The sequence below is a fragment of the Massilia niabensis genome, assembly GCF_042655085.1.
GTDB classification, from domain to species: Bacteria; Pseudomonadota; Gammaproteobacteria; order Burkholderiales; family Burkholderiaceae_D; genus Telluria; species Telluria niabensis.
Window position 1 is genome coordinate 179,104 of record NZ_JBHSMU010000014.1, and the last position, 22,685, is coordinate 201,788.

16 protein-coding genes are annotated in these 22,685 nt (G+C 67.1%); 8 read left to right on the forward strand and 8 right to left on the reverse strand.

The features are described 5' to 3' along the window. Positions 1-2: 2 nt before the first annotated feature. Genes ligA through ACFPN5_RS13975 form a run of 4 tightly spaced genes read left to right on the forward strand, consistent with a single transcriptional unit; the run spans position 3 to position 4,266 of the window. Positions 3-2,393 carry an NAD-dependent DNA ligase LigA gene (gene ligA, locus ACFPN5_RS13960; protein ID WP_379784235.1) on the forward strand — a complete coding sequence of 797 codons (2,391 nt, stop codon included), beginning with the start codon at positions 3-5 and terminating at the stop codon, positions 2,391-2,393. Between the two features lie 16 nt (positions 2,394-2,409). Continuing rightward, complete coding sequence (galU, locus tag ACFPN5_RS13965; RefSeq protein WP_379784237.1) at positions 2,410-3,333, forward strand: UTP--glucose-1-phosphate uridylyltransferase GalU; 924 nt, start codon at positions 2,410-2,412, stop codon at positions 3,331-3,333. Next, positions 3,320-3,856 (forward strand): peptide deformylase, encoded by a 537-nt coding sequence (def, locus tag ACFPN5_RS13970; protein ID WP_379784239.1) that lies wholly within the window; start codon positions 3,320-3,322, stop codon positions 3,854-3,856. Before galU ends, def begins: the two co-directional genes overlap by 14 nt. A gap of 29 nt (positions 3,857-3,885) precedes the next feature. Further along, complete coding sequence (locus tag ACFPN5_RS13975; protein ID WP_379784241.1) at positions 3,886-4,266, forward strand: SpoIIAA family protein; 381 nt, start codon at positions 3,886-3,888, stop codon at positions 4,264-4,266. Between the two features lie 9 nt (positions 4,267-4,275). Here ACFPN5_RS13975 and ACFPN5_RS13980 read toward each other — a convergent pair whose 3' ends face one another. Beyond that, positions 4,276-6,087: a DUF885 domain-containing protein gene (locus ACFPN5_RS13980; RefSeq protein ID WP_379784243.1), complete on the reverse strand. Its 1,812-nt coding sequence runs from the start codon at positions 6,085-6,087 to the stop codon at positions 4,276-4,278. A 202-nt stretch (positions 6,088-6,289) separates the two neighbouring features. Between ACFPN5_RS13980 and ACFPN5_RS13985 the strand changes: the two genes are divergently transcribed. Genes ACFPN5_RS13985 through ACFPN5_RS13995 form a run of 3 tightly spaced genes read left to right on the forward strand, consistent with a single transcriptional unit; the run spans position 6,290 to position 9,583 of the window. Further along, the gene (locus tag ACFPN5_RS13985) at positions 6,290-6,748 is read left to right on the forward strand and encodes a hypothetical protein (protein ID WP_379784245.1); all 459 of its coding nucleotides are present in this window, start codon (positions 6,290-6,292) and stop codon (positions 6,746-6,748) included. Next, positions 6,749-8,218: an RAD55 family ATPase gene (locus tag ACFPN5_RS13990; protein ID WP_379784247.1), complete on the forward strand. Its 1,470-nt coding sequence runs from the start codon at positions 6,749-6,751 to the stop codon at positions 8,216-8,218. A 12-nt stretch (positions 8,219-8,230) separates the two neighbouring features. Further along, positions 8,231-9,583 carry a hybrid sensor histidine kinase/response regulator gene (locus tag ACFPN5_RS13995; protein ID WP_379784249.1) on the forward strand — a complete coding sequence of 451 codons (1,353 nt, stop codon included), beginning with the start codon at positions 8,231-8,233 and terminating at the stop codon, positions 9,581-9,583. On the opposite strand, the gene ACFPN5_RS14000 is transcribed toward ACFPN5_RS13995, so the two are convergent. From ACFPN5_RS14000 to ACFPN5_RS14010, 3 genes are all read right to left on the reverse strand, one after another. Beyond that, positions 9,580-10,116: a GNAT family N-acetyltransferase gene (locus ACFPN5_RS14000; protein WP_379784251.1), complete on the reverse strand. Its 537-nt coding sequence runs from the start codon at positions 10,114-10,116 to the stop codon at positions 9,580-9,582. The two genes, ACFPN5_RS13995 and ACFPN5_RS14000, sit on opposite strands and share 4 nt — an antisense overlap. 63 nt (positions 10,117-10,179) lie before the next feature. Then, on the reverse strand, positions 10,180-11,679 hold the full coding sequence (locus tag ACFPN5_RS14005; protein WP_379784253.1) for a peptide MFS transporter: 1,500 nt from the start codon (positions 11,677-11,679) through the stop codon (positions 10,180-10,182). 185 nt (positions 11,680-11,864) lie between these two features. Continuing rightward, positions 11,865-14,015 carry a TonB-dependent receptor gene (locus ACFPN5_RS14010; RefSeq protein ID WP_379784256.1) on the reverse strand — a complete coding sequence of 717 codons (2,151 nt, stop codon included), beginning with the start codon at positions 14,013-14,015 and terminating at the stop codon, positions 11,865-11,867. A gap of 122 nt (positions 14,016-14,137) precedes the next feature. Between ACFPN5_RS14010 and ACFPN5_RS14015 the strand changes: the two genes are divergently transcribed. Further along, entirely contained in the window at positions 14,138-15,355 is a 1,218-nt protein-coding gene (locus tag ACFPN5_RS14015; RefSeq protein ID WP_379784258.1) for a PepSY-associated TM helix domain-containing protein, read from the forward strand. A gap of 15 nt (positions 15,356-15,370) precedes the next feature. Here the strand turns inward: ACFPN5_RS14015 and ACFPN5_RS14020 are convergent, their stop codons facing one another. From ACFPN5_RS14020 to ACFPN5_RS14035, 4 genes are all read right to left on the reverse strand, one after another. Further along, the gene (locus tag ACFPN5_RS14020) at positions 15,371-18,241 is read right to left on the reverse strand and encodes a putative bifunctional diguanylate cyclase/phosphodiesterase (RefSeq protein ID WP_379784260.1); all 2,871 of its coding nucleotides are present in this window, start codon (positions 18,239-18,241) and stop codon (positions 15,371-15,373) included. A gap of 10 nt (positions 18,242-18,251) precedes the next feature. After that, positions 18,252-19,121 (reverse strand): phosphate/phosphite/phosphonate ABC transporter substrate-binding protein, encoded by an 870-nt coding sequence (locus tag ACFPN5_RS14025; protein WP_379784262.1) that lies wholly within the window; start codon positions 19,119-19,121, stop codon positions 18,252-18,254. 160 nt (positions 19,122-19,281) lie between these two features. Next, positions 19,282-20,028, reverse strand: a complete 747-nt coding sequence (locus ACFPN5_RS14030) for a pseudouridine synthase (RefSeq protein WP_379784264.1) — start codon at positions 20,026-20,028, stop codon at positions 19,282-19,284. 70 nt (positions 20,029-20,098) lie between these two features. Further along, positions 20,099-22,678: a [protein-PII] uridylyltransferase gene (locus tag ACFPN5_RS14035; protein WP_379784266.1), complete on the reverse strand. Its 2,580-nt coding sequence runs from the start codon at positions 22,676-22,678 to the stop codon at positions 20,099-20,101. Positions 22,679-22,685 lie beyond the last annotated feature (7 nt).

The following is a 22,685-nucleotide window of genomic DNA, read 5'->3' on the forward strand; positions in this document are numbered from 1 at the left end:
CGATGAGCGACGCATCCAGCCAACCCGCGAGCCTGCCCGATAACGACCTGGCGCGCATGGCGGCGCTGGTCGAGGAACTGAACCGCCACATCTACAACTACCACGTGCTCGACGCGCCGACGATTCCCGACGCCGAGTACGACCGCATGTTCCGCGAGCTGCAGGAACTGGAAAGCATGCACCCGACACGCGTATCCCCGGATACGCCGACCTCGCGCGTGGGCGCCGCGCCCATCCCCGAGTTCAAGCAGGTGACCCACGCGGTGCCGATGCTCTCGCTGAACAACGGTTTCCAGATTGAAGATGTCGACAATTTCGACCGCCGCGTGCGCGAGGGACTGGACTTGCACCAGAATGCGCGCGAAGTGGCCTATGCGGCCGAGCTGAAGTTCGACGGCCTGGCGATGAGCCTGCGCTATGAGAATGGCGTGTTCGTGCAGGCCGCCACCCGCGGCGACGGCTATACCGGCGAAGACGTGACGGCCAACATCCGCACCGTGCGCGTGATCCCGCTGCGCCTGCACGGGCCAGACATACCAGACGTGCTGGAAGTGCGCGGCGAAGTGCTGATGTTCAAGGACGATTTCGCCAAACTCAACGCCCGCCAGCGCGAGGCCGGCCAGAAGGAGTTCGCGAATCCGAGGAATGCGGCCGCCGGCAGCCTGCGCCAGCTCGACGCGCGCATCACGGCCCAGCGTAAACTCCGTTTCTTCGCGTATGGCATCGGCCTGCTCGAGGGGGCCGAGATGCCGGAGTCGCATTCGGGCGTGCTCGACTGGTTCGACCGCCTCGGCCTGCCGGTGTCGAAAGAGCGCGCTGTCGTGACCGGGCGCGATGGCCTGCTCGGCTATTACAAGGACATCGGCGCGCGGCGCGATTCGCTGCCCTACGAAATCGACGGCGTGGTCTACAAGGTGGACCGGCTGGCGGACCAGCGGCAGCTGGGCTTCGTGTCGCGCGCGCCGCGCTTCGCGCTGGCGCACAAGTTCCCGGCCGAGGAAGCGCTGACCGTCGTGCAGGCCATCGACGTCCAGGTCGGCCGCACGGGGGCGATCACCCCGGTGGCGCGCCTGGTTCCCGTCTCCGTTGGCGGCGTTACCGTCACCAACGCGACGCTGCACAACGAAGACGAGGTGCGGCGCAAGGACGTGCGCGTGGGCGACACCGTGATCGTGCGCCGCGCCGGCGACGTGATCCCCGAAGTGATGGCGGTGGTGCTGGAACGCCGCCCCGTGCCGCAGCCGCCCGTATATGAGCTGCCGAAGACCTGTCCCGTGTGCGGCTCGCACGTCGTGCGCGAAGAGGGCGAGGCGATCGCGCGCTGCTCGGGCGGCCTGTCCTGCGCGGCCCAGCGCAAGGAAGCGATCCGCCACTTCGCGGGCCGCCGCATGATGGACATCGAAGGCCTGGGCGACCGCTACATCGACAGCCTGGTCGAGTGCAACCTGATCCACGGCGTGGCCGACCTGTACAAGCTGACGCAGGCCGACCTGCTCGACATGAAACGCCTGGCCGATGAACGCGAGGGTGTCACGCCCGAGACCGTCAGGCAGGGCAAGGTCCCGACCAAGTGGGCCGACAACCTGCTCGGCGCGATCGCCGCCAGCAAGCAGCCGCCGCTCGAGCGCCTGCTGTTTGCGCTCGGCATCCGCCACGTCGGCGAGTCTACCGCCAAGACCCTGGCCGACTGGCTGGGCAGCCTGGCGCTGGTGCGTCGCGCCCCGGCGGCGCTGCTGCGCGTGCTGCCCGACATCGGTGGCACCGTGGCGGAATCGATCGCTGAATTCTTCGCGGAAGAAAAAAACCAGCGCGCGATCGATGCGCTGCTGGCGACGGGCGTGGCCCCGCGCGGCGAGCACGTACCGAAAGCCCAGCTGCGCGAAAAGCTGGACGAGGTGGCGCTGCTGGCCGCGCTCGATATCCCGAAGCTGACCGAGCCGCGTGCCCGCCAGTTGCTGGCCGGGCGCACGCTCGACGATCTGGCGCACCTGCGGGTGTTCAGTGTCTTCGGGCTGCCGGACACCATCGTCGGCGCCCTCGAAGGCTGGATGGCCCAGCCCGGAAACCGCGACATCCTCGCGAACCTGTCGGCCCTGCGCCGTGAACTGCTCGAGGCCTTGCCCGAGGAAGCAGCCGCCCCTGAAGGCGGCCTGGCCGGCAAGACCTTTGTGCTGACCGGCACGCTGCCGACCATGTCGCGCGACGCAGCCGGCGCACTAATCGAGGCTGCCGGCGGCAAGGTGTCGGGCTCGGTGTCGAAGAAAACCTCGTACGTGGTGGCGGGCGCGGAAGCCGGCAGCAAGCTGGAGAAGGCGGGGGCGCTGGGCGTCACCGTGCTCGACGAAACAGGCCTGCTGGCGCTGCTCGCCGAATTGAATGAAAAACAAGAATGAGCATGAGAGGTCAACGATGAACCCAATCCGCAAGGCAGTCTTCCCCGTGGCCGGCCTCGGCAGCCGCTTCCTGCCGGCCACCAAGGCGCAACCGAAGGAAATGCTGCCGATCGTCGACAAGCCGCTGATCCAGTACGCGGTCGAGGAGGCGGTGGCCGCCGGCATCACCGAAATGATCTTCATCACCGGCCGCAACAAGCGCGCCATCGAAGACCATTTCGACAAGGCCTACGAGCTCGAGGCCGAGCTGGAAGCGCACAACAAGCAGGCGCTGCTCGACCTGGTGCGCAAGGTGATCCCGAAGAACGTCACCTGCATCTATATCCGCCAGTCGGCGCCGCTGGGTCTCGGCCACGCCGTGCTGTGCGCCCGCCCGGTGGTGGGCGACGAGCCCTTCGCCGTGCTGCTCGCCGACGACTTCATGGATACCGAGGGCGGCACCCGCCCGGTCCTGGCGCAGATGACGGAAGTCTTCGGCTACGAACAGTGCAGCGTGCTGGCGGTGCAGGACGTGCCGCGCGCGCAGACGCGCCAGTACGGCATCGTCTCGGCAAGCCCGTACCGGGCCGGCCTGGAACTGGTGTCGGGCATCGTCGAAAAGCCCCAGCCGGACGAAGCCCCGTCGACCCTGGCCGTGGTCGGTCGTTACATCCTGAGCGGCGCGATCTTCAAGCACCTGGAAAACCTGGGTGCGGGCAGCGGCGGCGAAATCCAGCTCACCGACGGCATTGCCGCCCTGATGCGCGCCGAGCGCGTGCTCGCCTACCGCTATGACGGACAGCGTTATGATTGCGGCTCGAAGCTCGGTTACCTGCAGGCGACCGCCGCGATGGGACTGAAGCACCCGGAGACGGCCGAGGGCTTCCGCGCCTTCCTGGGACAGATGGCAAATGAGCTGGCGCAGCCAGCACACGAGGAGAAGGGCAATGGCGGTTCGTGAAATCCTGAAAATGGGCGACCCGCGCCTCTTGCGCGTGGCCGAGCCCGTGGTTGAATTCGGCACGCCCGAGCTCGATGCACTGGTGGCCGACATGTTCGACACCATGCATGCCGCCAACGGTGCGGGCCTGGCCGCGCCGCAGATCGGCATCAACCTGCAGCTCGTCATCTTCGGCTTCCAGCACAACACGCGCTATCCCGAAGCGCCGCAGGTGCCGGAAACCGTGCTGCTCAATCCCGTGCTCACGCCCTTGTCGGACGAGATGGAAGAGGGCTTCGAAGGCTGCCTGTCGGTCCCCGGTTTGCGCGGCAGCGTGCCGCGTTTTACCCGGCTGCGCTACGAGGGCGTCGACCAGCATGGCAAACCGATCCGGCGCGAGGTGGACGGCTTCCATGCGCGCGTGGTGCAGCACGAGGTCGACCACCTGCTCGGCATCCTGTACCCGATGCGAATCACCGATTTTTCGCGGTTTGGTTTTACCGAAGTGATGTTCCCCGGCCTCGATCCGGCAGCGGACGATTGATCGCTGCAATGGAAGCGGAAAGTATTCGAATGACTGAAGTAAAGGATATGTCCCAGCCTTCGCAACTGCGCGTCAGCGTCAGCGGCGACCTGCTGCTCGTGGAGCAGCACGGCGAAATGGATGAAGCGACGCTGCGCCTGTGCCAGCAGCAGGTGCTCGAACTGGCCCGCCAGACCGGCCTGTGCGGCGTGCTGTACGACGCCCGCGGGATGATCGCGCCGCCTGCCAGGCTGACCCTGACGCAGCAGGAACTCGACGACCAGCCCGGCACCATGAAACTGCGCCGCGCGATCGTCGTGCCCGACACAAAAATCGCCTACCTGGCCCGCATCGCCTTCGGCGAAGGCGACTACCGGGTGTTCTACGATGACGTCGACGCGGCCCGCGCGTGGCTGCGGGACGCGTCCTAGGCAGGCCGCTCAGCCTTCCTTCGGATACGGGCTCGGCCCGCCCTCCGCAATGAACCTGTCGATGCGGCTGGCCAGCACCGGCAGCGGCACTGAGCCGAGTTGCAGCACCGTGTCGTGGAAGTGGCGGATGTCGAATTTCGCTCCCAGCGCTTTTTCGGCCTTTGCGCGCGCCTCCATGATCGCCATCTGCCCCAGGTAGTAGGACAGCGCCTGGCCCGGCCACGAGATGTAGCGGTCGACTTCGGTCTCGACTTCGTGGCTCGAGAGCGCCGTGTTCTCCCTCAGGTAGGCCTGCGCCTGCTCGCGCGTCCAGCCCTTGGCGTGCACGCCGGTGTCGACCACCAGGCGCGAGGCGCGCCAGGCCTGGTAGCTCAGCATGCCGAAGACTTCATAGGGCGTCTCGTAGATGTCCATCTCCACGCCCAGGCGCTCGGTGTAGAGCGCCCAGCCTTCGCCGAAAGCGGAAATGTAGGCCCTGCGGAACGGCGGCACGCCTTTTTGCTCGAGCGCGACCGGCATCTGGAAGGCGTGGCCCGGGGCCGATTCGTGCAGGGTCAGGGCCGGCAGGCTGTAGAGCGCGCGCGCGGGCAGGTTATAGGTGTTGACGAGGTAGACGCCGGGGCCGCCGCGTCCGGCCGTGTAGTAGGGCGCCTGGTCGTCCGGCACCGGGCGGATCGCGAAGCGCTGGCGCGGCAAATATCCAAAGTACTGGCTCGCCTTGGCGTCGAATTTCTTCGCCGTCCAGGCCGCGCGCATCAGGAGTTCTTCCGGGGTCTTGGCGTAGAAGCGCGGATCGGTGCGGAGAAAATTGAGGAAGGCGGGCAGGTCGCCCTTGAAACCGGTCTGGGCAATCGTGACCGCCATCTCGGCGCGAATCTTCGCCATCTCGGCCAGGCCGATGCGATGGATCTCGTCCGCGCTCATGCTGATGGTCGTGTATTCGAGAATCTTCGACTGGTAATACGCCTGGCCGTCCGGGAGGCTGGCGGCGGCCAGCGTGTCGCGCGCGCGGGGCATGTACTCTTCGCGCATGAGCTTCAGGACGCGGGCATAGGCCGGCTGCACCCCCTCGCGGATGGCGGCCAGGGCCTGCGCGCGCAGCGCCTCCTGCTCCGCCGCCGGGATCGAGGCCGGCATGGTCTTGAAGGGCGTGTAGAAGACGGTGTCCTCGGGCTTCGCGCCCGCCACCGAGGCCAGGGCGGCGTCGCGGCCCTTGAGGGTCACTTTCGGCGGCGTGAAGCCGCGCGCCAGTCCGGCGCGCATGTTGGCTGCCTGCTCGTCGAAATGGCGGGGCAGGCTGGCCAGTTGTTTCAGGTAGTTGCGGTAATCCTCGACCGCGGCGAACGGCTGGCGCGCGCCATAGGTGACGTCGGTCCAGAAGGCGCTGTCGGCATTGACCGGGGCTTCGAACTCGCGAAAGCGCAGTTCTTCTACAAAAGCGGCGATCTGGGCGCGGTAGACCTGGTAATTGATGCGCTCGGGCGCCGAGAGGGCGGCCGGTTTAACATCGTCGAGGCGGCGCAGCACGTCCTGCCAGTAGGCCAGGCGCAGCGCCTGGGTGGCGGCGTCGACGCGCGGCAGTTCGGGGCGCACCCGGCGCGGCGACTTGTCGTCGTTCGCCAGGCGCTGTTCCACGCGCCAGCGCCACTCGGCCTGGTGGATGGCGGCAAAGCGCCGGTCCGCCGCCGTGGCCGCTGCGGGTGCGGTGCGAGCGGCCTTCGCTGCAGGGGTCGTTGGGGCGGCGGCCCCGGCGGCGGTGGCGCCGCTAGCGGCGATGAGTCCTGCCACGCACAGTGCGGCCCCGAGCTTCGTCTGCATCATTGTTCGATCCTCATGTTAACAATTGCCTTGCATTATGTCGTAGCGGCACCGCCGCAGCCAGCACGTTTTACTGGCGGAGCTGGCAAGCCGGAGTGGCCCGCACTGTATATTTTGTTTTTTAAATTGTTCACATTGCCTTTATAATCAGGAATCAGGCAGCCAGCAGGCGGCCGGATACATAACAAACAGCTGAACAGCGAGCATGGACCACACAGAAGGCCAGCGGCCACGGTCGACAATTGATGCCGACGCGACGAGCAGGCCCAGCCATCCCGGAAATTCCGGGGGCGAGGTCCCGGGCGTCGCGGCACTGGTGCAGCCTTGGCTGCACCTGAGCGTGCAGCTCACGCCGTTGATCGGGGAGAGCGGCTTCTGCGCGCTCGTCGGGCGCGCGGTGCGTCTGACGAACATGCGCTCGGAGCGGCTGACCTCGGGCGACGGCGCACGTCCCGTGCCCGACCTGTTCGCGTCCCTGACCAGAATCCTGAACGAGATAGGGCCCGAGCATGCGCCGGCCGCGAACGCCGCCATGCTCGACACTTTCACCACGCTGCTGGGTACCTTGATCGGCGAAGCGCTAACAAAACAGCTGTTACAGGTCGCTCTGGAAGGCGCGGATGGGCAGAAGCAAGGGCAGAAGCATGGACAGGAGCAGAAGTAAATGACCGACAAAGTATCCTTGGGTCTCTTGAACACTGGAGTGCCGGGACTGGACACTCTCCTTGGCGGGGGACTGCCCGAGTTCTCGTTCAACCTGATCGCCGGTCCTCCTGGCAGCGGCAAGACCACGCTCGCGCACCAGATCATGTTCGCCCTCGCTTCGCCCGAGCGGCGCGCGCTGTTCTTCACGGTACTGGGCGAGCCGCCCCTGAAAATGCTGCGCTACCAGCAGCAATACGCCTTCTTCAACCTGGACAAGGTGGGCCCGTCGATCCGCTACGTGAACCTGAGCGAAAGCCTGCGCACGGGCGACTTCAGCGGCGTGCTGGAGCGCATCATGCTCGAGGTCGAGGCCTTCGGGCCCTCGCTCGTGTTCGTCGACTCGTTCCGTTCCGTGGTGCAGACGGCCAAGTCCGGCAACGAGGGTGTGGCCGACCTCCAGTACTTCATCCAGGAGCTGGGCACGCGCATGACGAGCTGGCACGCCACCACCTTCCTGATCGGTGAATACGCCAGTTCCGACCCGGAGGCCAACCCGATCATGACGGTCGCCGACGGCATGCTGTCGCTGGCCCAGGTGCACGAGCACAGCACCGTGGTACGCAAGATGCGTGTCATGAAGATGCGCGGCCGCGCGCACCTGGCCGGTTCCCACAATTTCCGGATCACCGACGGCGGCCTGCGCGTGTATCCGCGCATCCTGCCGGCGCTGGCCGATGACCGGCTGCCGGGTGTGGAGGTCGACCGCGAACCGCGCCGCATCGCCACCGGCGTGCCCGGGCTCGATGCCCTGATGAACGGCGGCCTGCCACAAGGCCATACGATGCTCGTCGTCGGCCCGACGGGCTCGGGCAAGACCATCATGGCCACGCGCTTCCTGCAAGAAGGCGCGCGCGCGGGCGAGAAGGGCGTCGCCCTCTACTTCGAAAAGGGCACGCCGCGCCTGCGCAATGCCGAGCTGGCCGAACTGGTGCAGAGCGGCAATGTCACGGTGGTCGAGAGCCGCTTGCTCGATCTGACGGTCGACGAGCTCATGGATGAGCTGCTCCAGACCCTCGAACGCACCGGCGCGAAGCGCCTGGTGATCGATTCGCTGTCCGAGTTCGGGCTGTACATGGCGCCCGAATTCCACGCCGACTTGCGCCTGGCCGTCTTCCGCCTCCTGTCGATGGTAGCCAAGAAAGGCGTCAGCGCCGTGGTGACGATCGGCCAGGACGACGTGTTTACCGAATTGCGCCTCAGCCAGGCCAACATCGCCTACCTGACCGACGCGATCGTGGCCCTGCGCTACGCCGAGGTCGACGGCAGGCTGCACAAGTTCATGTCGGTGGTGAAGGTGCGCGGCAGCGCGCACAGTACGGACCTGCGCGAATACCGCATCACCAGCGAAGGGCTTGAAGTGGACGAGCTCCCCACCGAAGTGGCCGGCGTCCTGAATGGCGGGTCGGGACAGGGCTTCGTGCCCAAATGAGGAGGCCAGGGGATGTTTCAGGAGGAAGAATCCAGCTCGATGCAGCGTTCCCTGCAGCTTTCCGATGACCAGGCCGTGACCGAGCCCGATGCTTATACCGGCGCACTGCTGCGCCACATCGGCGGCCTCGAGGAAGAGGTCGCGCGCCTGCGCGCGTCCCTGCGCGACAAGGAAGAGCTCGAGCGCAGCGTCGCCCGCCTGCGCGACGCCAACGAGCACCTGGTGCTGGCCGCCATCAACGAACAGAGCCTGCGCGACGAGGCCGAGGCGGCCAACCGGCGCCAGAACGAATTCCTGGCCATGCTCGCGCACGAGCTGCGCAATCCGCTGGTGCCGATCAGCATGTCGTCGATGCTGCTCGAGCGCTCCGTCAACGCCTCGCCCCAGGTCCTGAACTTCTCGAAAGTCATCCGGCGCCAGGTCGACCACATGGCCAGCCTGCTCGACGACCTGCTTGATGCGGCCCGCATCAGCAGCGGCAAGATCACGATCCACCGCGAACCGCTGGCCCTGGCCGAGGTCATCGACCAGGCCGTCGAAACCGTCCTGCCGCGCGTGCGCGAACGCGGCCAGCAGCTCGAGGTCCACCTGCCGCCCGAAGCGGTGGGGACGCGGGGCGACCGGGTGCGCCTAGCCCAGGTATTTACCAACCTGCTCGGCAACGCCTCGAAATACACCGGCGACGGCGGCACCATTACCCTGCACGTCACGCAAGCCGGCGACGAGGTCGTCGCCACCGTGGCCGACAACGGCACCGGCATCGCGCCCGAGGTACTGCCGCACATCTTCGACCTGTTTACACAGGGGCCGCGCTCGCTCGCCCGCTCGGAAGGCGGCCTGGGCGTGGGCCTGAACGTCGTGCGCAACCTGGTGTCGATGCATGGCGGGACGATCCGGGCCGAGAGCCCCGGCGTCGGCCATGGCAGCCGCTTCATCCTGCGCCTGCCCGGCTGCGCCATGCCGCAAGCCCCGCTGCCTCCCGTCGAGACGAGCGCCGCCAGCGCCCCTTGCCGGGTCCTCATCATCGAGGATAATCCCGACGCCGCCGAAACCCTGAAGGCCTTCCTCGACATGGAAGGCCACGACGTGAGCATGGCCCAAGATGGCGCCGCGGGCCTCCAGGCGCTGTTGTCCGGGAAGTTCGACGTCGTCGTCTGCGACATCGGCCTGCCCGGCATGGACGGGCTGGAAGTGGTGAGCCGCCTGCGCGCAGCCCAGGATGGCGCCGGGCCGGTAGCCATCGGCCTGTCGGGTTACGGCCAGGCCGAGGACCGCTCCCGGGCCCGGGCCGCCGGCTTCGACCACTACCTCGTCAAGCCGGTCAATCCGGACACGCTGCTGGCGCTGGTGGCGCCACGGCGCTAGCCGCGCTTTCCCTCGTTTTCGAACCACTGTTCGCGCGTGACGGCATATACCGCGTGCGGACGGCCGTACCACTCTTCGACGCCGCGGTAGCGCATGCCGAGACGGCGCATCAGCTTGGCCGAATCGGCGTTTTCCGGCAGGCAGACCGCGCACAGCTGCGGTGCGCCGAGCGTCTCGAAGGCCCAGCCGGCCATTGCACGCGCTGCCTCCGAAGCCAATCCCTGCCCCCAGCGCTCGGGCACCAGGCGCCAGCCGATCTCATGCGGGTTGGCCGGATCGCGCCCCAGGTACTGGATGCAGCCGGCGCCGACCAGCTTTCCAGTCTCGCGCTCGATGAAGGCCCACCACGAAAAGCCGTAGCTCGCCCAGCGCTCCCTGACGAGCGCGATGCCGGCGCGCGTCTGCTCCGGCGTCTCCGGCTGCCCGCTGATGAAGCGCATTACCTCGGGCAGGCGGTTCATCGCCTGCAGGCCGTCGAAGTGGCGGTCCTCGAAGGGTTCCAGGCGCAGGCGTTCGGTGGTGAGGATGGTCATGTCGTTTCCCATGAAAAAAAGGCCGCTTGATCAACGAAGCGGCCCTCATGCGGTTGGTGTGGATTACTGGTGCGCGTGGTGCGTGGCCGTCAGCTTGCGCATCATCGGCAGCACCGCCAGCGCGATCAGGGTGCACAGCACGGCGGCGATGCCCAGCTTGTTGAACAGGCTGGTGTAGATCGGCAGTGTCTGCAGCGGATCGGTCATGCCTTGCGGGACGCTGGCGAGGTTTGCCACCACGCCGCCGAGGTATTGCGAAATACCGCTGGCGACAAAATAGGCGCCCATCATGAAGCCGCCCATGCGCGCCGGCACATAGCGCGCCACCATGGCCAGGCCGAGGCCGGAAACCAGCAGTTCGCCCAGCGAATACAGGCCGTAGCCGATGATCATGATCCACGACGAGGTCATGCCGTCGACGGCGAAATAGCCCGCGAAGCCGTAGGTGAAGAAGCCGGCGGCGACCACGGCGAAACCCAGCGCGAACTTGCCGGCGATGGACAGGTCCGAGCCGGTACGGCCCGCGCGCGTGTACATGAATGCGAGGACCGGGGAGAGCACCATGATCCAGATCGCGTTCAGTGCCTGGAACTGGGCCGGGGACCAGGTCCACAGGTGGCTGCCGAGCACGGTGAATTCGAGGTCGACGTTACGCAGCGCGAACAGCGACAGCGAGGTCGACATCTGCTGGTAGAAGATGAAGAAGAACACGGTCTGCAGCGTCAGCACCAGTGCCGCGATCAGGCCGGCGCGTTCGCTCGGCTCGCTTTTCCTGATCAGGTGCGCAAAAATGCCCAGCACCACGACACCGGCCAGGTAGACAAAGATGCGCGCCAGGCTCTGATACTGCAGGATCACGGCCGATACGCCGACCGCGACCACGCCGCCGGCCAGCACCATGGCCAGCTTGCCCATGTGAAGCGGCTTGTCGTCGGGAACGGAGCCGACATGGCGGATGGTGGCACGCATCAGGAAGAGGGTCAGCAGGCCGATCATCAGGCCGACGCTGCAGAAGGCATAGGCCGCGTGCCAGCCGAGCTCGTTACCATGGGTGGTGTTGACGTAGTCCTTGATCCAGGGTGTCGCCAGCATCGAGACGGTCGAGCCGACGTTCACGGCCATGTAGTACATGGTGAAGGCGCTGTCGATTTTCGAGTCGTCGCCTTCGTAGATCTTGCGCACCAGGTTGGCGGTGTTCGGTTTGAACAGGCCGTTGCCGACCACGATCACGCCCAGCGCCGAGAACAGGTGCCAGGTGTTGGTCGATGGGATCGCCATCAGCGCGTAGCCGAGGGACAGGATGATCGCGCCCAGCACCATGCAGCGGCGGGTGCCGAGTACCTGGTCGCCGATCCAGCCGCCGATGGCCGGCGCGACATAGATCAGGGCCGCCGCGGCGCCCCAGACCAGGTTGGCGCGGCCGTCATCGAAGCCCATGCGCTGCACCATGAAGTACACGATCAGCGCCTGCATGCCGTAATAGCCGAAGCGTTCCCACAACTCGATCATCCAGACTGTCACGAACGAGCGGGTTTGGCTGTACGGCAGGATTTCCGTTTTCATTTGTCTCCCTTGTTGAATGGTACCCATCGCTGGCTCATGACCGGCGGCAAGCCGTTGCATGCTACGCGAGGGCAAAGGAAGATGCAATCCTGAAAGGGAGACGGACAATCGGGGAAGGGCCGGACGGCTGCCAAAGGGCGCATTGGAACAATATGGCGGCGCAGGGGCGCATGGCCCCCGCCTCCTCAGAACATCCGGCTCCAGGTGAGGGCCAGGGTGCGCCCGCGCCCGGCATAGGTATTGCCGGCGTCCAGGGCGGCCGCCGATTGCGAGTAGTAGCCGACGTACTGCTTGTCGAACAGGTTTTCGATGCCCGCGCCGAAGCGGCCGTAGGGGGTGTCGAAGCTCGACGACAGGTCGACCAGGGTGTAGCCCACGAAGTGTTCCTCGAGGTTGCTGGTGCCTACGCGGCGCCCGATGTTGATGTCGCGGTCGAACAAGTGGGTGGCCTGCAGGCGCAGCTGGGCGCCGGCCAGCAGGCGCCAGTTGGTGCCCAGCACGGCCTTGTTCGGACCCTGCGAACGCGCGCCGAGCGCGAGGTCGAGCGGCGCGCCCTGGCTGGCGGCGGTCTTGCCGTCGGTGCGGGCATAGCTGCCGAAGACCGACCAGTCGCGGGTCGGACGCCAGTCGCCGCTCACTTCCCAGCCCTTGACCACGGTTGGCACGCGCTCGACGATGCCGATCACGCCGTTGCCGGCCGGGACGATGCGGATGACGCTGCCCAGTTTCGAACGCGAATCGTAGCGCGACAGCCCGACCTGTCCGCGCTCGCCGCGCCAGTTGATGCCGACCTCGTTGTTGCGGGTGACGATGGGCTGCAGGTTGACCAGGCTCGAGACCGACTGGTTGGGCGAGTTCACGCCGCGCAGCAGCAGGCCGGCGTCGGGCAGGCCGAAGCCTTCGGAGCTGCCCGCGAAGACCGACCACTGTGGCGCGAAGCGCCAGACTGCGCCCAGGTTCTTGACCGACTTGGTGGACTTCGCGGAACCGCCTTCGACTTGCGTGTTGCGGTAGAAGGCGAGCGTCGTGTAGGTGTCGACTTCGAGCTTGGCGCGCTCGCGGCGTACGCCGCCGCGCACGGTGAAGTTGCCGAACTCGTATTCGAGCTGGGCAAACGGCGCCGTCGACTGGAACTTCAGTTCCGGCACCCAGGTGCGGTCGGTGACGGCCAGGCGCTGCAGCGTATGGTCGCGCAGCATGTCGAGGCCCAGCGTCAGTTCCAGGCCCGGGACGACGGTGTCGGGACGCACCCAGGTAATGCGCGACCCGACCTTGTCAGCGACGATGTGCGACTGGTCGTACAGGGCATTGACAGGCGCGATCCTGGCGTCCTGGAAGGTGACGGCATTGGTCGCGCCATACAGCGCTTCGAAGTCGTGCTTGAACAGTTGGGCCGTGAAGGCGCCGCCGGCAAGGTTGGCGTGGCGATAGTCCAGGCTGACACTGCGCACCTCGTTCTTGGTCGGCTCGCCCTCGGGGGTGCCTGGCACGGAGCTGGTCGGCACGCCCGCGGCCAGGTCGCCGCGCTGGTTCCTGTAGTCGCCCTCGCCGCCGAGGTCGAAACGGTTGACGGTGAGCTGGATGCGCTGGTCGCCAAAGCTTTTGCCCAGCTTTAGGAAGAGGTCGTGGCCGCGAGTGTCCAGGGTGTCGCCCTGGACCGTGTCGATGCCCAGGCGGCGGCCGCGGCCGTCGTAGCTCATGCCGCGCCGCTGAACGCTGGCGTAGCCGAGCATGTCGAAGGCGTCGGTCTTGTGGGTGACGGTGACGCCGGTCTTCCAGTCGAGGTTGTCCGAGCGGAACTGGGTCGAGGCGCGCGCGTTGAGGCCGACCGTGGTGCCGTTAACCCGCGGCGACTTGGTGATGTAATTGATGATGCCGCCAGTCGCGCCCATGCCTTGCACGGCCGAGGCGCCGCTGATGACTTCGATGCGCTCGATGATGGCGCTGTCGGCAAAGTATCCCTCGCGCATGCCGGCACGCAGCGGGTTCGATTGCGGGATGCCGTCGAGCAGGATCAGCGGCTGGCGGCCGCGCAGCGATTCGCCGGTCGAGCTCATCTTCTGGCGGCTCGGCGAGTAGCCGGGCACGAAGGTGGCGAGCGCCTGCGAGGGGTCGTCGGCGATCTGGTACTGGGCCGCCAGGTCCTGCTGGCCGATCACGGTCACCGCGCCCGGGATCTTGTCGACCGCCTTGGCGCCGCGGGTAGCGGTCACGACCACCGAAGCCACCTGTCCTTCGGTGTCGGCTGCGTTCGCCTGCTGCGCCGTGGCGGGCATGCCGGCGATGAACGAGCAGGCGGTGGCGACGGCGAGGGACAGCGGCTTGATTCGGGTCATTTTTTTTCCTGTGGCTCTGGATGGGACAGTTTGCTGCGACGCAAGGTACAATTGCGAATGATAACGATTCACATTTGCAAATACAAGCTGTTTGCGAATTATTCTCATCTGGACTGCCTGACATGAAGTCATTACTGCGCACCGTGCACCTGTGGACCGGCCTGGTCTTCGGCACCATCCTGGTCCTGCAGGGTTTGAGCGGCTCGCTGCTCTCCTGGGTACACGAGCTCGACGCCATGCTCAACCCGGGCCTGCTGCATGTGAAGCCGCCGCCCGCCATGCGCGAGGGCGACCCGCTGCGCGTGCAACCCGCCAGGGTGCAGGCCGTGCACGACCTGCTGGCGGCCGACGCGCGCTACGGCAAGCCCACCATGCTGATGCTCCCCGAGCGGGCGGGCGACGTGTTTGTCGCCTGGTACCGGCCGGGCAAGGATCAGAGCGCGTGGAAGCAGCCGGTGACGCGCCAGGTGATGCTCGACCCGGCCACGCTGGCCGTGCTTGGCGAGCGCAACTGGGGCGAGGCGGGGCTCTCCCGGCCGCTGCTGGTGCCGACCCTGTTCCACCTGCACCGCTACCTGCTGGCCGGCGAGGCGGGCAAGGTGGTGATCGCGGTGCAGGGCATGGCGCTGGCCCTGATGACGCTCACCGGGATCGTCATCTGGTGGCCGCGCATGACGCGCTCGGCGATCGCCAGCGCGCTGTCGGTGCGCTTCGGCGGCTCATGGCCGCGCCTGAGTTTCCAGCTGCACCGCTCGGCCGGTTTCTTCTGCGCGCCGGTGCTGCTGTTCATGGGCTTGTCGGGCGTGCACTTCAACATGCCGACCTGGGTGGCGCCGCTGGTGGGGGCGGTGGCAACGGTCACGCCGAACGAAAAACCGAGTAACAAGCCGATGAGCCGGAGCAGTGCCGCTCTGGCGCCGCTGTCGGTGGCCGAGGCGATGGCGGCCGCGCAGGCGCGCTATCCCGAGGCCCGGGTCGGCCGCATCAACTTCCCGGCCAGCCCCACGCAGCCCTGGGAAGTGCGGGTGCGCCAGCCGGGCGAGCTGCGCCAGGGACCGGGCGCCACCCGCGTCAGTATCGACGCCCGCGACGGCGCCATCCTGCGCGTGGCCGACCCGCTGCGCGCACCGGGGGGCGACCGCTTCCTGGCCGCGCTGTTCCCGCTGCACAGCGGCGAGGCGTTTGGTGCGGCGGGCAAGGTCTTCATCAGCTTCGTGGGCCTGCTGCCGCTGGCATTCTTCGTGACCGGGATCGTGGTCTGGCTGAAGTTCAGGCGCAAGCCGAAGAAGGGCGCGGCGCCATCGAAAAGGGCAGCGAAGCGCGAAGCGTCGGTGGCCTGATCGAGGGGCGGAGGGTCAGGCAGCCAGCTCGGCCCCCTGCGTCAACCAGCCCGCGCACGCTTGCGCCGGCAGCGGCCTGCTGATGTAATAGCCCTGGATCTCGTCGCAGCCATAGGCCTGCAGCGCGCGCAGGTGGGCGGCCGTCTCGACACCTTCGGCCACCACCCTCAGGTGCAGGCTGTGCGCCAGGCTGATCACGGCCTTGGTGATCGCCGCGTCGTCGCTGTCGGCCGGCAGGTCGCGCACGAAGGTGCGGTCGATTTTCAGGGCGTCGAGCGGGAAGCGCTTGAGGTAGGCCAGGCTCGAATAGCCGGTGCCGAAGTCGTCGACCGACAGGCGCATGCCCTGGGCTTTCAGGCATTGCAGGATCGTCACCGCGCTTTCCGGGTCGGCCATCAGCATCGATTCGGTCAGCTCGAATTCCAGCAGGCGCGGATCGACGCCGGCCGCGGCCACGATCGCGCGCACGGTCTCGGCAAAGCCGGCCTGGCCAAGCTGGCGCGCCGACAGGTTGATCGCCACCGGCGGCACTTCCTGCAACACGGCCGACCAGGTGCGCAACTGGCGGCACGCCTCGCCGATCACCCATTCGCCGACCGCCAGGATCATGCCGGTCTCTTCGAGGATCGACATGAATTCGACCGGCGCCACCAGACCGCGCTGCGGATGGCGCCAGCGCAGCAGTGCCTCGAAGCCCGTAACTGCGCCGTTCAGCGAACCCGCGCCGTGGCCGCTACCGAGGCGCACCTTCGGCTGGTAGTGCAGTTCGAACTCGCCGCGCTCGAGCGCCAGGTGCAGCTGGTGCTCGGTCTGCAGGCGCAGCGCCGCGTCGGCGTTCATTTCCGGGACATAGAACTGGTAGTTGTTGCGGCCGCTGTTCTTCGCGCTGTACATGGCCGTGTCGGCGCTTTTCAGCAGGGTGTCGGCGTCGGCGCCATCGTCGGGCCAGGCTGCGATGCCGACGCTGGCCGAGACGAACAGTTGCTGGCCCTGCAGCGTGAACGGCTGGGCCAGTGCGTCGACGATGCGGCGCGCCACGGGTTCGGCTTCGGTCGCCGCAACCAATGCGGGAAGCACCACCGCGAATTCGTCGCCGCCCAGGCGCGCCACCACGTCGTGCGCGCCCACGCAGTCCTGCAGGCGGCGCCCGGCCTGGACCAGCAGGGCGTCGCCGGCGCTGTGGCCCAGCATGTCGTTGACGCTCTTGAAGCGGTCGAGGTCGATGAACATCACGCCGGCGCGTCCGTCGCGCTGTGCCGCGCCGGCGATCGCGTCCTCCAGGCAGGCGGCCAGCCGGCGGCGGTTCGGCAGTCCGGTCAGAGTGTCGAACTGCGCCAGCCAGGTGAGGCGGTTCTTCGCATCTTCGCGCTCGACGGCGCTGGCCAGGATATTCGCCAGGCTGTTGAGGAAGGCCTCCTCGTCTTCCTGAAAGGTGCGCTGCGCGGGCGCGTACACGCCGAGCGCCCCGTAGAGGCGGTCGCTGCAGACGACGAAGGCTTCGATGCCGCTGCCGGCGTGGTCCGGACCGAGCACCCGCACGCTCCAGGCGCCCAGGCGGTCGCTCGATGCCGGGCCTGCCAAGTGGGGGAAGGGGGCTTTCAGGACGCCGGGCGGGAAGCCGCTCGCCGCGCGCGCCGCCGCGCTGCCGTCTTCCAGGTCGAAGCCGAACAGGACGGCGTGGCGCACTTCGAGTCCGTCGCAGGCCAGCAGCGTGGCCATGTCGAACAGCTCCTGCAGGGGGCCGGCCTCGAGCGCCTTGCGCCCCAGGCGCGCGAGCAGGCCCTGGCGCATGGCGCTGCGCACGATGGCGTCCTCGAATTGCTTGCGCTCGCTGATGTCGAAATCGATGCAGATGTATTTTTCGACGCCGCCCGCGTGGTCGACGATCGGGACGATGGTGCGCCAGCAGTGGTGCTCGCCGCCTGGCGCCGGCACGGCCACCTCGCCGCGCCACACCAGGTTCGACGCCGTCCAGCCGCCGCCGAGGCGGGACAGCGCGGAGCCGACCAGCTGCTCGCGCGCGACGCCCGACTGGCGCACGAACTGCTCGTTCACGGCCGTCACGCGGCCGTCGCGGTCGACCTCGCAGACGATCGCGGCCTGATCGAGCGCACTCTTGTGCTGGACCAGGGAATGCATCAGCGTGTCGATGCGCTGGCCGTACTGGTCGCGCATGCTGGCGGCGCTGCGGTTGACCGCCTGGATCGCCTCGCGGATTTCGAGGGGTGTATCACTACCGACGGCTTCGCTGCTGAAGATGTCGGCGCCGCCGTCCGCCGCGTCGTCGTCCGCCTCGTAGAAGCGCAGGCGGCCGAGATTGTGCAGCCAGCGCGCGAGCAGCCAGCGCGACAACACCAGTGCCAGCGCCACCGCAACTGCGGTCAGGCTGACCGTCTGCAGCACCAAGGCCCACAGTTGCGCGGCCAGCTTGCGTTCGTCGAAGGCCAGGCGCAGCACGCCGTAATCCTTGCCGCCGGCCGACACGACGCGGTTGATGTCGACCAGTTCGCCGCCGATGCGCCGCGCGAGCCATCCGGGCGCCGGCGTGGCGCCGGGCTCGAACGGGGCCTCGATCGTGATCACGCCGCCGCCGAGGTCGATGAAAGTGGCGCGCTTGAAGGGCGAGCGGACCATCATCCTTGCCAGGGTGCGGTCGACGGTGTCGTAGTCGCCGATCAGCGCGCCGTCCTCGACCGCCTGCGCCGCCACTTCAATGAGCGTGATCGCGTTGTCCTGGGTCTCGTCGATATGCTGGAGGAACTGCAGGCGGTAGAACATGCCCAGGCCGACGCAGGCAAAACTGATGATGACCAGCCCGAACAGGGCGATTACGCGGCCGGCGAGCGAGCGCGGGACCAGGCGCATCCGGTCGATGGTGTCCAGCATCCGGGCGCGCTTAGCGCGGGTTGGCGGGAGCGGCATGGTGGAAGCGGCGGTAGGCGTCGTAGTCCGCGCCAGTGGCGCCGACGAATGACAGGGATTCGGAAAGCGCTTCGCCTCCGTGCACCAGTGCCAGTGCGGCGGCCAGGATCCTGCGGCCTTCCGGCTCGCGGCCCATGCTCACGAAAGCATCGGCGACCGCCTGCACGTGCGCGCGCGGCACGCGAGGGGAGGCCATCAGGGCCAGGTCGTTGAACGGGGCTGAGGTCCACAGGACGCGGAACGCCTTGTTCTCGCGCGCGCCGTAGCGCTGCGCCAGTTCCGAATGGGCGCCCGCCGCGCGTGCCCGTCCGCTGAACAGCTGGGCGAAGGCGGCGTCCATGTTGCCGGTGAAGACGACATTGACCTTGAGCCGGCGGCGCAGCAGTTCGGCATGGGGAATCTTGTAGGCCAGCAGGGCTTCCGGGCCGGAGAAGACCACGGTGCTGCCCGCCAGGTCGGCCAGGCTGCGCACCGGCGAGTCAACGGGAACGACGATCTGGGCGTGCACGGGCGGGCGGTCCGGGCGCGCGAACACCGTCCAGCCGAGTCTCTCGCGCTCGGGGCTGAACAGGTGGTTGGTGAAGGCGAAGTCGACTTCGCGGGTCAGGACAAAGCTGGTCGTATCGGCGGAAGTGCGCCCGAGTTTCAGCTCCAGCCGCACCCCGCTCTTCTCCGACACGTAGCGCACGATCGGGTTCCAGAAGCCAGCCGAGAGTTGCAGGTTGTACTGGTTGACGGGCGAGAACTGGTAGACCGGGGAGGCGGCGGATGCGGGAGCGGCCAGGAGCAGGGCGGAGAACAGCGTGAGGAACAGGACGAAGCCGGCCCGGATGGTCATGCGCATAGGTTGGGTGCGGAGCACGCTGTATAAGTGCAGGGAATGCAACTATAACATATCCTTGTAGGAATATGCCTACAAGCAACCTTGCATCGGGAGAGACGCAGGGTGGATGGGAGATTTCAGTCCAGGGGCTGAAATCCCGTCCATCCAACGGTTCTCTTGTTTAAAACTGCTCGTCCGCCGCCAGATACCGCCACTGCCCGACCGGCAAATCGCCCAGCTTCACGCGCCCGATGCGCACGCGCTTCAGGCCGATCACCTTCAGGCCCACCATGTCGCACATGCGCCGGATCTGGCGCTTCTTGCCTTCCCGCAGGGTAAAGCTGAGCTGGTCCTCGTTCTGCCAGCGCACCTTGGCCGGCAGCAGGGGCTTGCCGTCCATCCACAGGCCGTGGTTCAGCTTTTTCAGGTCGCTGTCGGGCAGCTTGCCGGGCTTGGTGTACTCCACCCGCACCAGGTATTCCTTGTCGACGGAGGTGGTCTCGCCGATCAGCTGCTTGGCGACGCGGCCATCCTGCGTGAGCACCAGCAGGCCCACCGAGTCGATGTCGAGGCGGCCGGCCGGGACCAGCGAACGCAGCTGGGTCGGGTGGAACTGCTCGGGCGCCGGATCATCGGGCCAGCGGTTTTCCGGCTTGATCAGGGCCACCGCCGGCGTGTAGCCGTCCTCGGCCTGGCCCGAGACATAGCCCATCGGCTTGTTGATGAGGATGGTGACGCGTTTCGACTGCTCGGCCGCGGCCTGGCGCTCGACCGTGATGCGCTGGGTCGGTAGCACCTTGCTGCCGAGTTCGGAGACGACCTTGCCGTCGACGCGCACCCAGCCGCGGGCGATCCATTCATCGGCTTCGCGGCGCGAGCACAGGCCGAGTTCGGACATTCGTTTAGAGAGGCGGAGCGGTTCGGTCATAGGTCGGGGCTGCAATGAAGCAAAAAAAGATAAGTGAATAAGTGAATAAGCGAGAAGTGAGGCGGACGGTTCAGATCGCCAGCGCGTCGAGCAGCTCGGTTTCCAGTTGCACCAGCACGCGCGGATTGTTCAGGCTGGCGCCGTCGACGAGGAACACGTCCTCGACGCGCTCGCCCAGGGTCATGATCTTCGCGGTATGGACGTTGATGCGGTAGCGCGCGAGCACGCTGGCAATCGCATACAAGAGGCCCGTGCGGTCGTTCGCCCCGATCGACAGCAGGTAGTACTGGCCGCGCTCGTCCGGCCGCAGCTCCACGGTCGGCGCGACCGGGAAGTGGCGCGACAGGCGCGACAGGCGGGCGCGCGTGGCGGGCGGCAGCGGCGCCTGCGCTTGCAGCAGGCCCGTCAGCTCGTGTTCGATCAGGCTGATGATGTCGCGGTAGTTCCTCGCGAAGTTTTCCTCGGTGACGAGGAAGCTGTCGAGCGCATAGCCGTCGCGCGTGGTGTGGATCTTGGCGTCCAGGATGCTGAAGTTCTTGCGGTCGAAATAGCTGCAGATGCGGGCGAACAGGTCCGGCTGGTCCTTCACGTACACCGCCACCTGCAGGCCTTCGCCGATCGGCGCCAGGCGCGCCTTGACCACCGGCTTGTCGCTCTTGAGTTTGTCGTGCAGGAAGCGCGTCTGCCAGGCGATGTCGGAAGCGTCATGGCGCAGGAAGTAGACCACGTCGAGCTGGCTCCACAGGGCCTCGTGGGCGCTCTGGTCCAGGCCGAACAGGCGCAGGGTGGCCAGGGCTTCCTGCTGGCGCATGCGCAGTTCGCGGTCGGCCGAATGCGGCTCGCCGCCGAGCACGCGCAGCGTGATGCGGTACAGGTCTTCCAGCAGCTTCGCCTTCCAGGCGTTCCACACTTTCGGGCTGGTGCCGCGGATATCCGCCACCGTCAGCAGGTACAGGGCGGTGAGGTGGCGCTCGTCCTTCACCAGGGCGGCAAAGGACTGGACCACGTCCGGGTCGGACAGGTCCTGCTTCTGCGCGACCTGCGACATCGTCAGGTGCTGCTCGACCAGGAAGACCACCAGTTCGGTATCGGCCTCGGAGAGCCCGTGGTCGCGGCAGAATTCAAAGGCATCCTCGCGCCCGAGCTGCGAATGGTCGCCGCCACGGCCCTTGGCGATGTCGTGGAACAGGGCGGCCACGTACAGCAGCCAGCGGTCGCGGAAGTTGGCGATCAGCTGGCTGCAGAACGGGTATTCGTGCGCGTGCTCGCTCATCGTGAAGCGGCGCAGGTTACGCACCACCATCATGATGTGCTGGTCCACCGTATATACGTGGAACAGGTCGTGCTGCATCTGGCCGACGATGCGGCGGAAGTTCGGCAGGTAGCGTCCCAGCACGCCCATGTCGTTCATGCGCCGCAGCGCGTGCACCAGGCCCTGCGGCGCTTTCAGGATGCGCAGGAAATGGGCGCGGTTGACCGGATGGAGTCGGTAGGCCTCGTCGATCAGGCAGCGCGCATGCCACAATGCGCGCGTGGTACGCGCGGTCATGCCCTTGATGTCCGGGCGCTCGGTCATGGCCACGAAAATCTCGAGCAGCGCCGAAGGATTCTTTTCGAAGGTGTCGTCGTGCGCAATGTCGATGAAGCCGTTGACATCGTTGAAGCACGCATTGATCGGCACCGCCACCGCGGGTTGCGGGAACAGGCGCGCTTCGATGTTCTGCAGCAGGATGGTATTGAGCTGGGTGACGACCTTGGCCGCCCAGTAGTAGCGCTGCATCAGGTACTCCGACGCGCGGCGCGCACCTTCGCCCGGCGCGTCGCCAGTCAGCCCGAACGATTCGGCGATCGCCGTCTGCACGTCGAACAGCAGGCGGTCTTCGCGGCGGCCGGTGTGCAGGTGCAGGCGCACGCGGATGTCCTTGAAGGCGCGCTCCTTTTCCATCAGCTGCCGGGCTTCCTCGTGCGTGATCAGTTCGCGCGTGGCGAACTGGCCCCAGGAATTGGCCAGGCCCGCGGCTTTTGCGACCCACAGGATGACCTGCAGGTCGCGCAGCGCGCCCGGGCTTTCCTTGCAGTTCGGCTCCAGCGAAAAGGCCGTGTACTCGAACTTCGCGTGGCGCAGGCGCATCTCGGCGGTCTTGGCCTGGAAAAAGGCGCGCGGGTCCAGGGCGTCCTGGTAGCGCTCTTGCAGTTGGGCGAAGAGCGGCGCGTCGCCGGTGACGAGGCGCGCCTCGAGAAGGCTGGTCTGCACCGTAATGTCGGCAGCGGACTCGACCATGCATTCGTCGACCGTGCGGATGCTGTGCCCGATCTCCAGGCCCAGGTCCCACAGCAGCTGCACCAGGCCTTCCAGCCTGGCCTGGGTGATGGCGTCCGGCGGGGCGCCGAGCAGGATCAGGAGGTCGACGTCGGAATGGGGAAACAGTTCGCCGCGCCCGTAGCCGCCGACGCCCACCAGCGCCGTAGTGGCGGGCAGGCGCGCGGCAAGCCAGGCCTCGCCCAGGATATCGTCGACCAGCTGGCGCAGGCCGCGCAGCAGCTTTTCGGGCTTGCCGTCCTCGCGGAACGCGTGGAACAAGACTTGGCGTTCGGCTTTCAGGCGGGCTTTCAGCTCGGGACGGGCCTGGTCGAGGAGGGCGGGGGACACGGTGGCT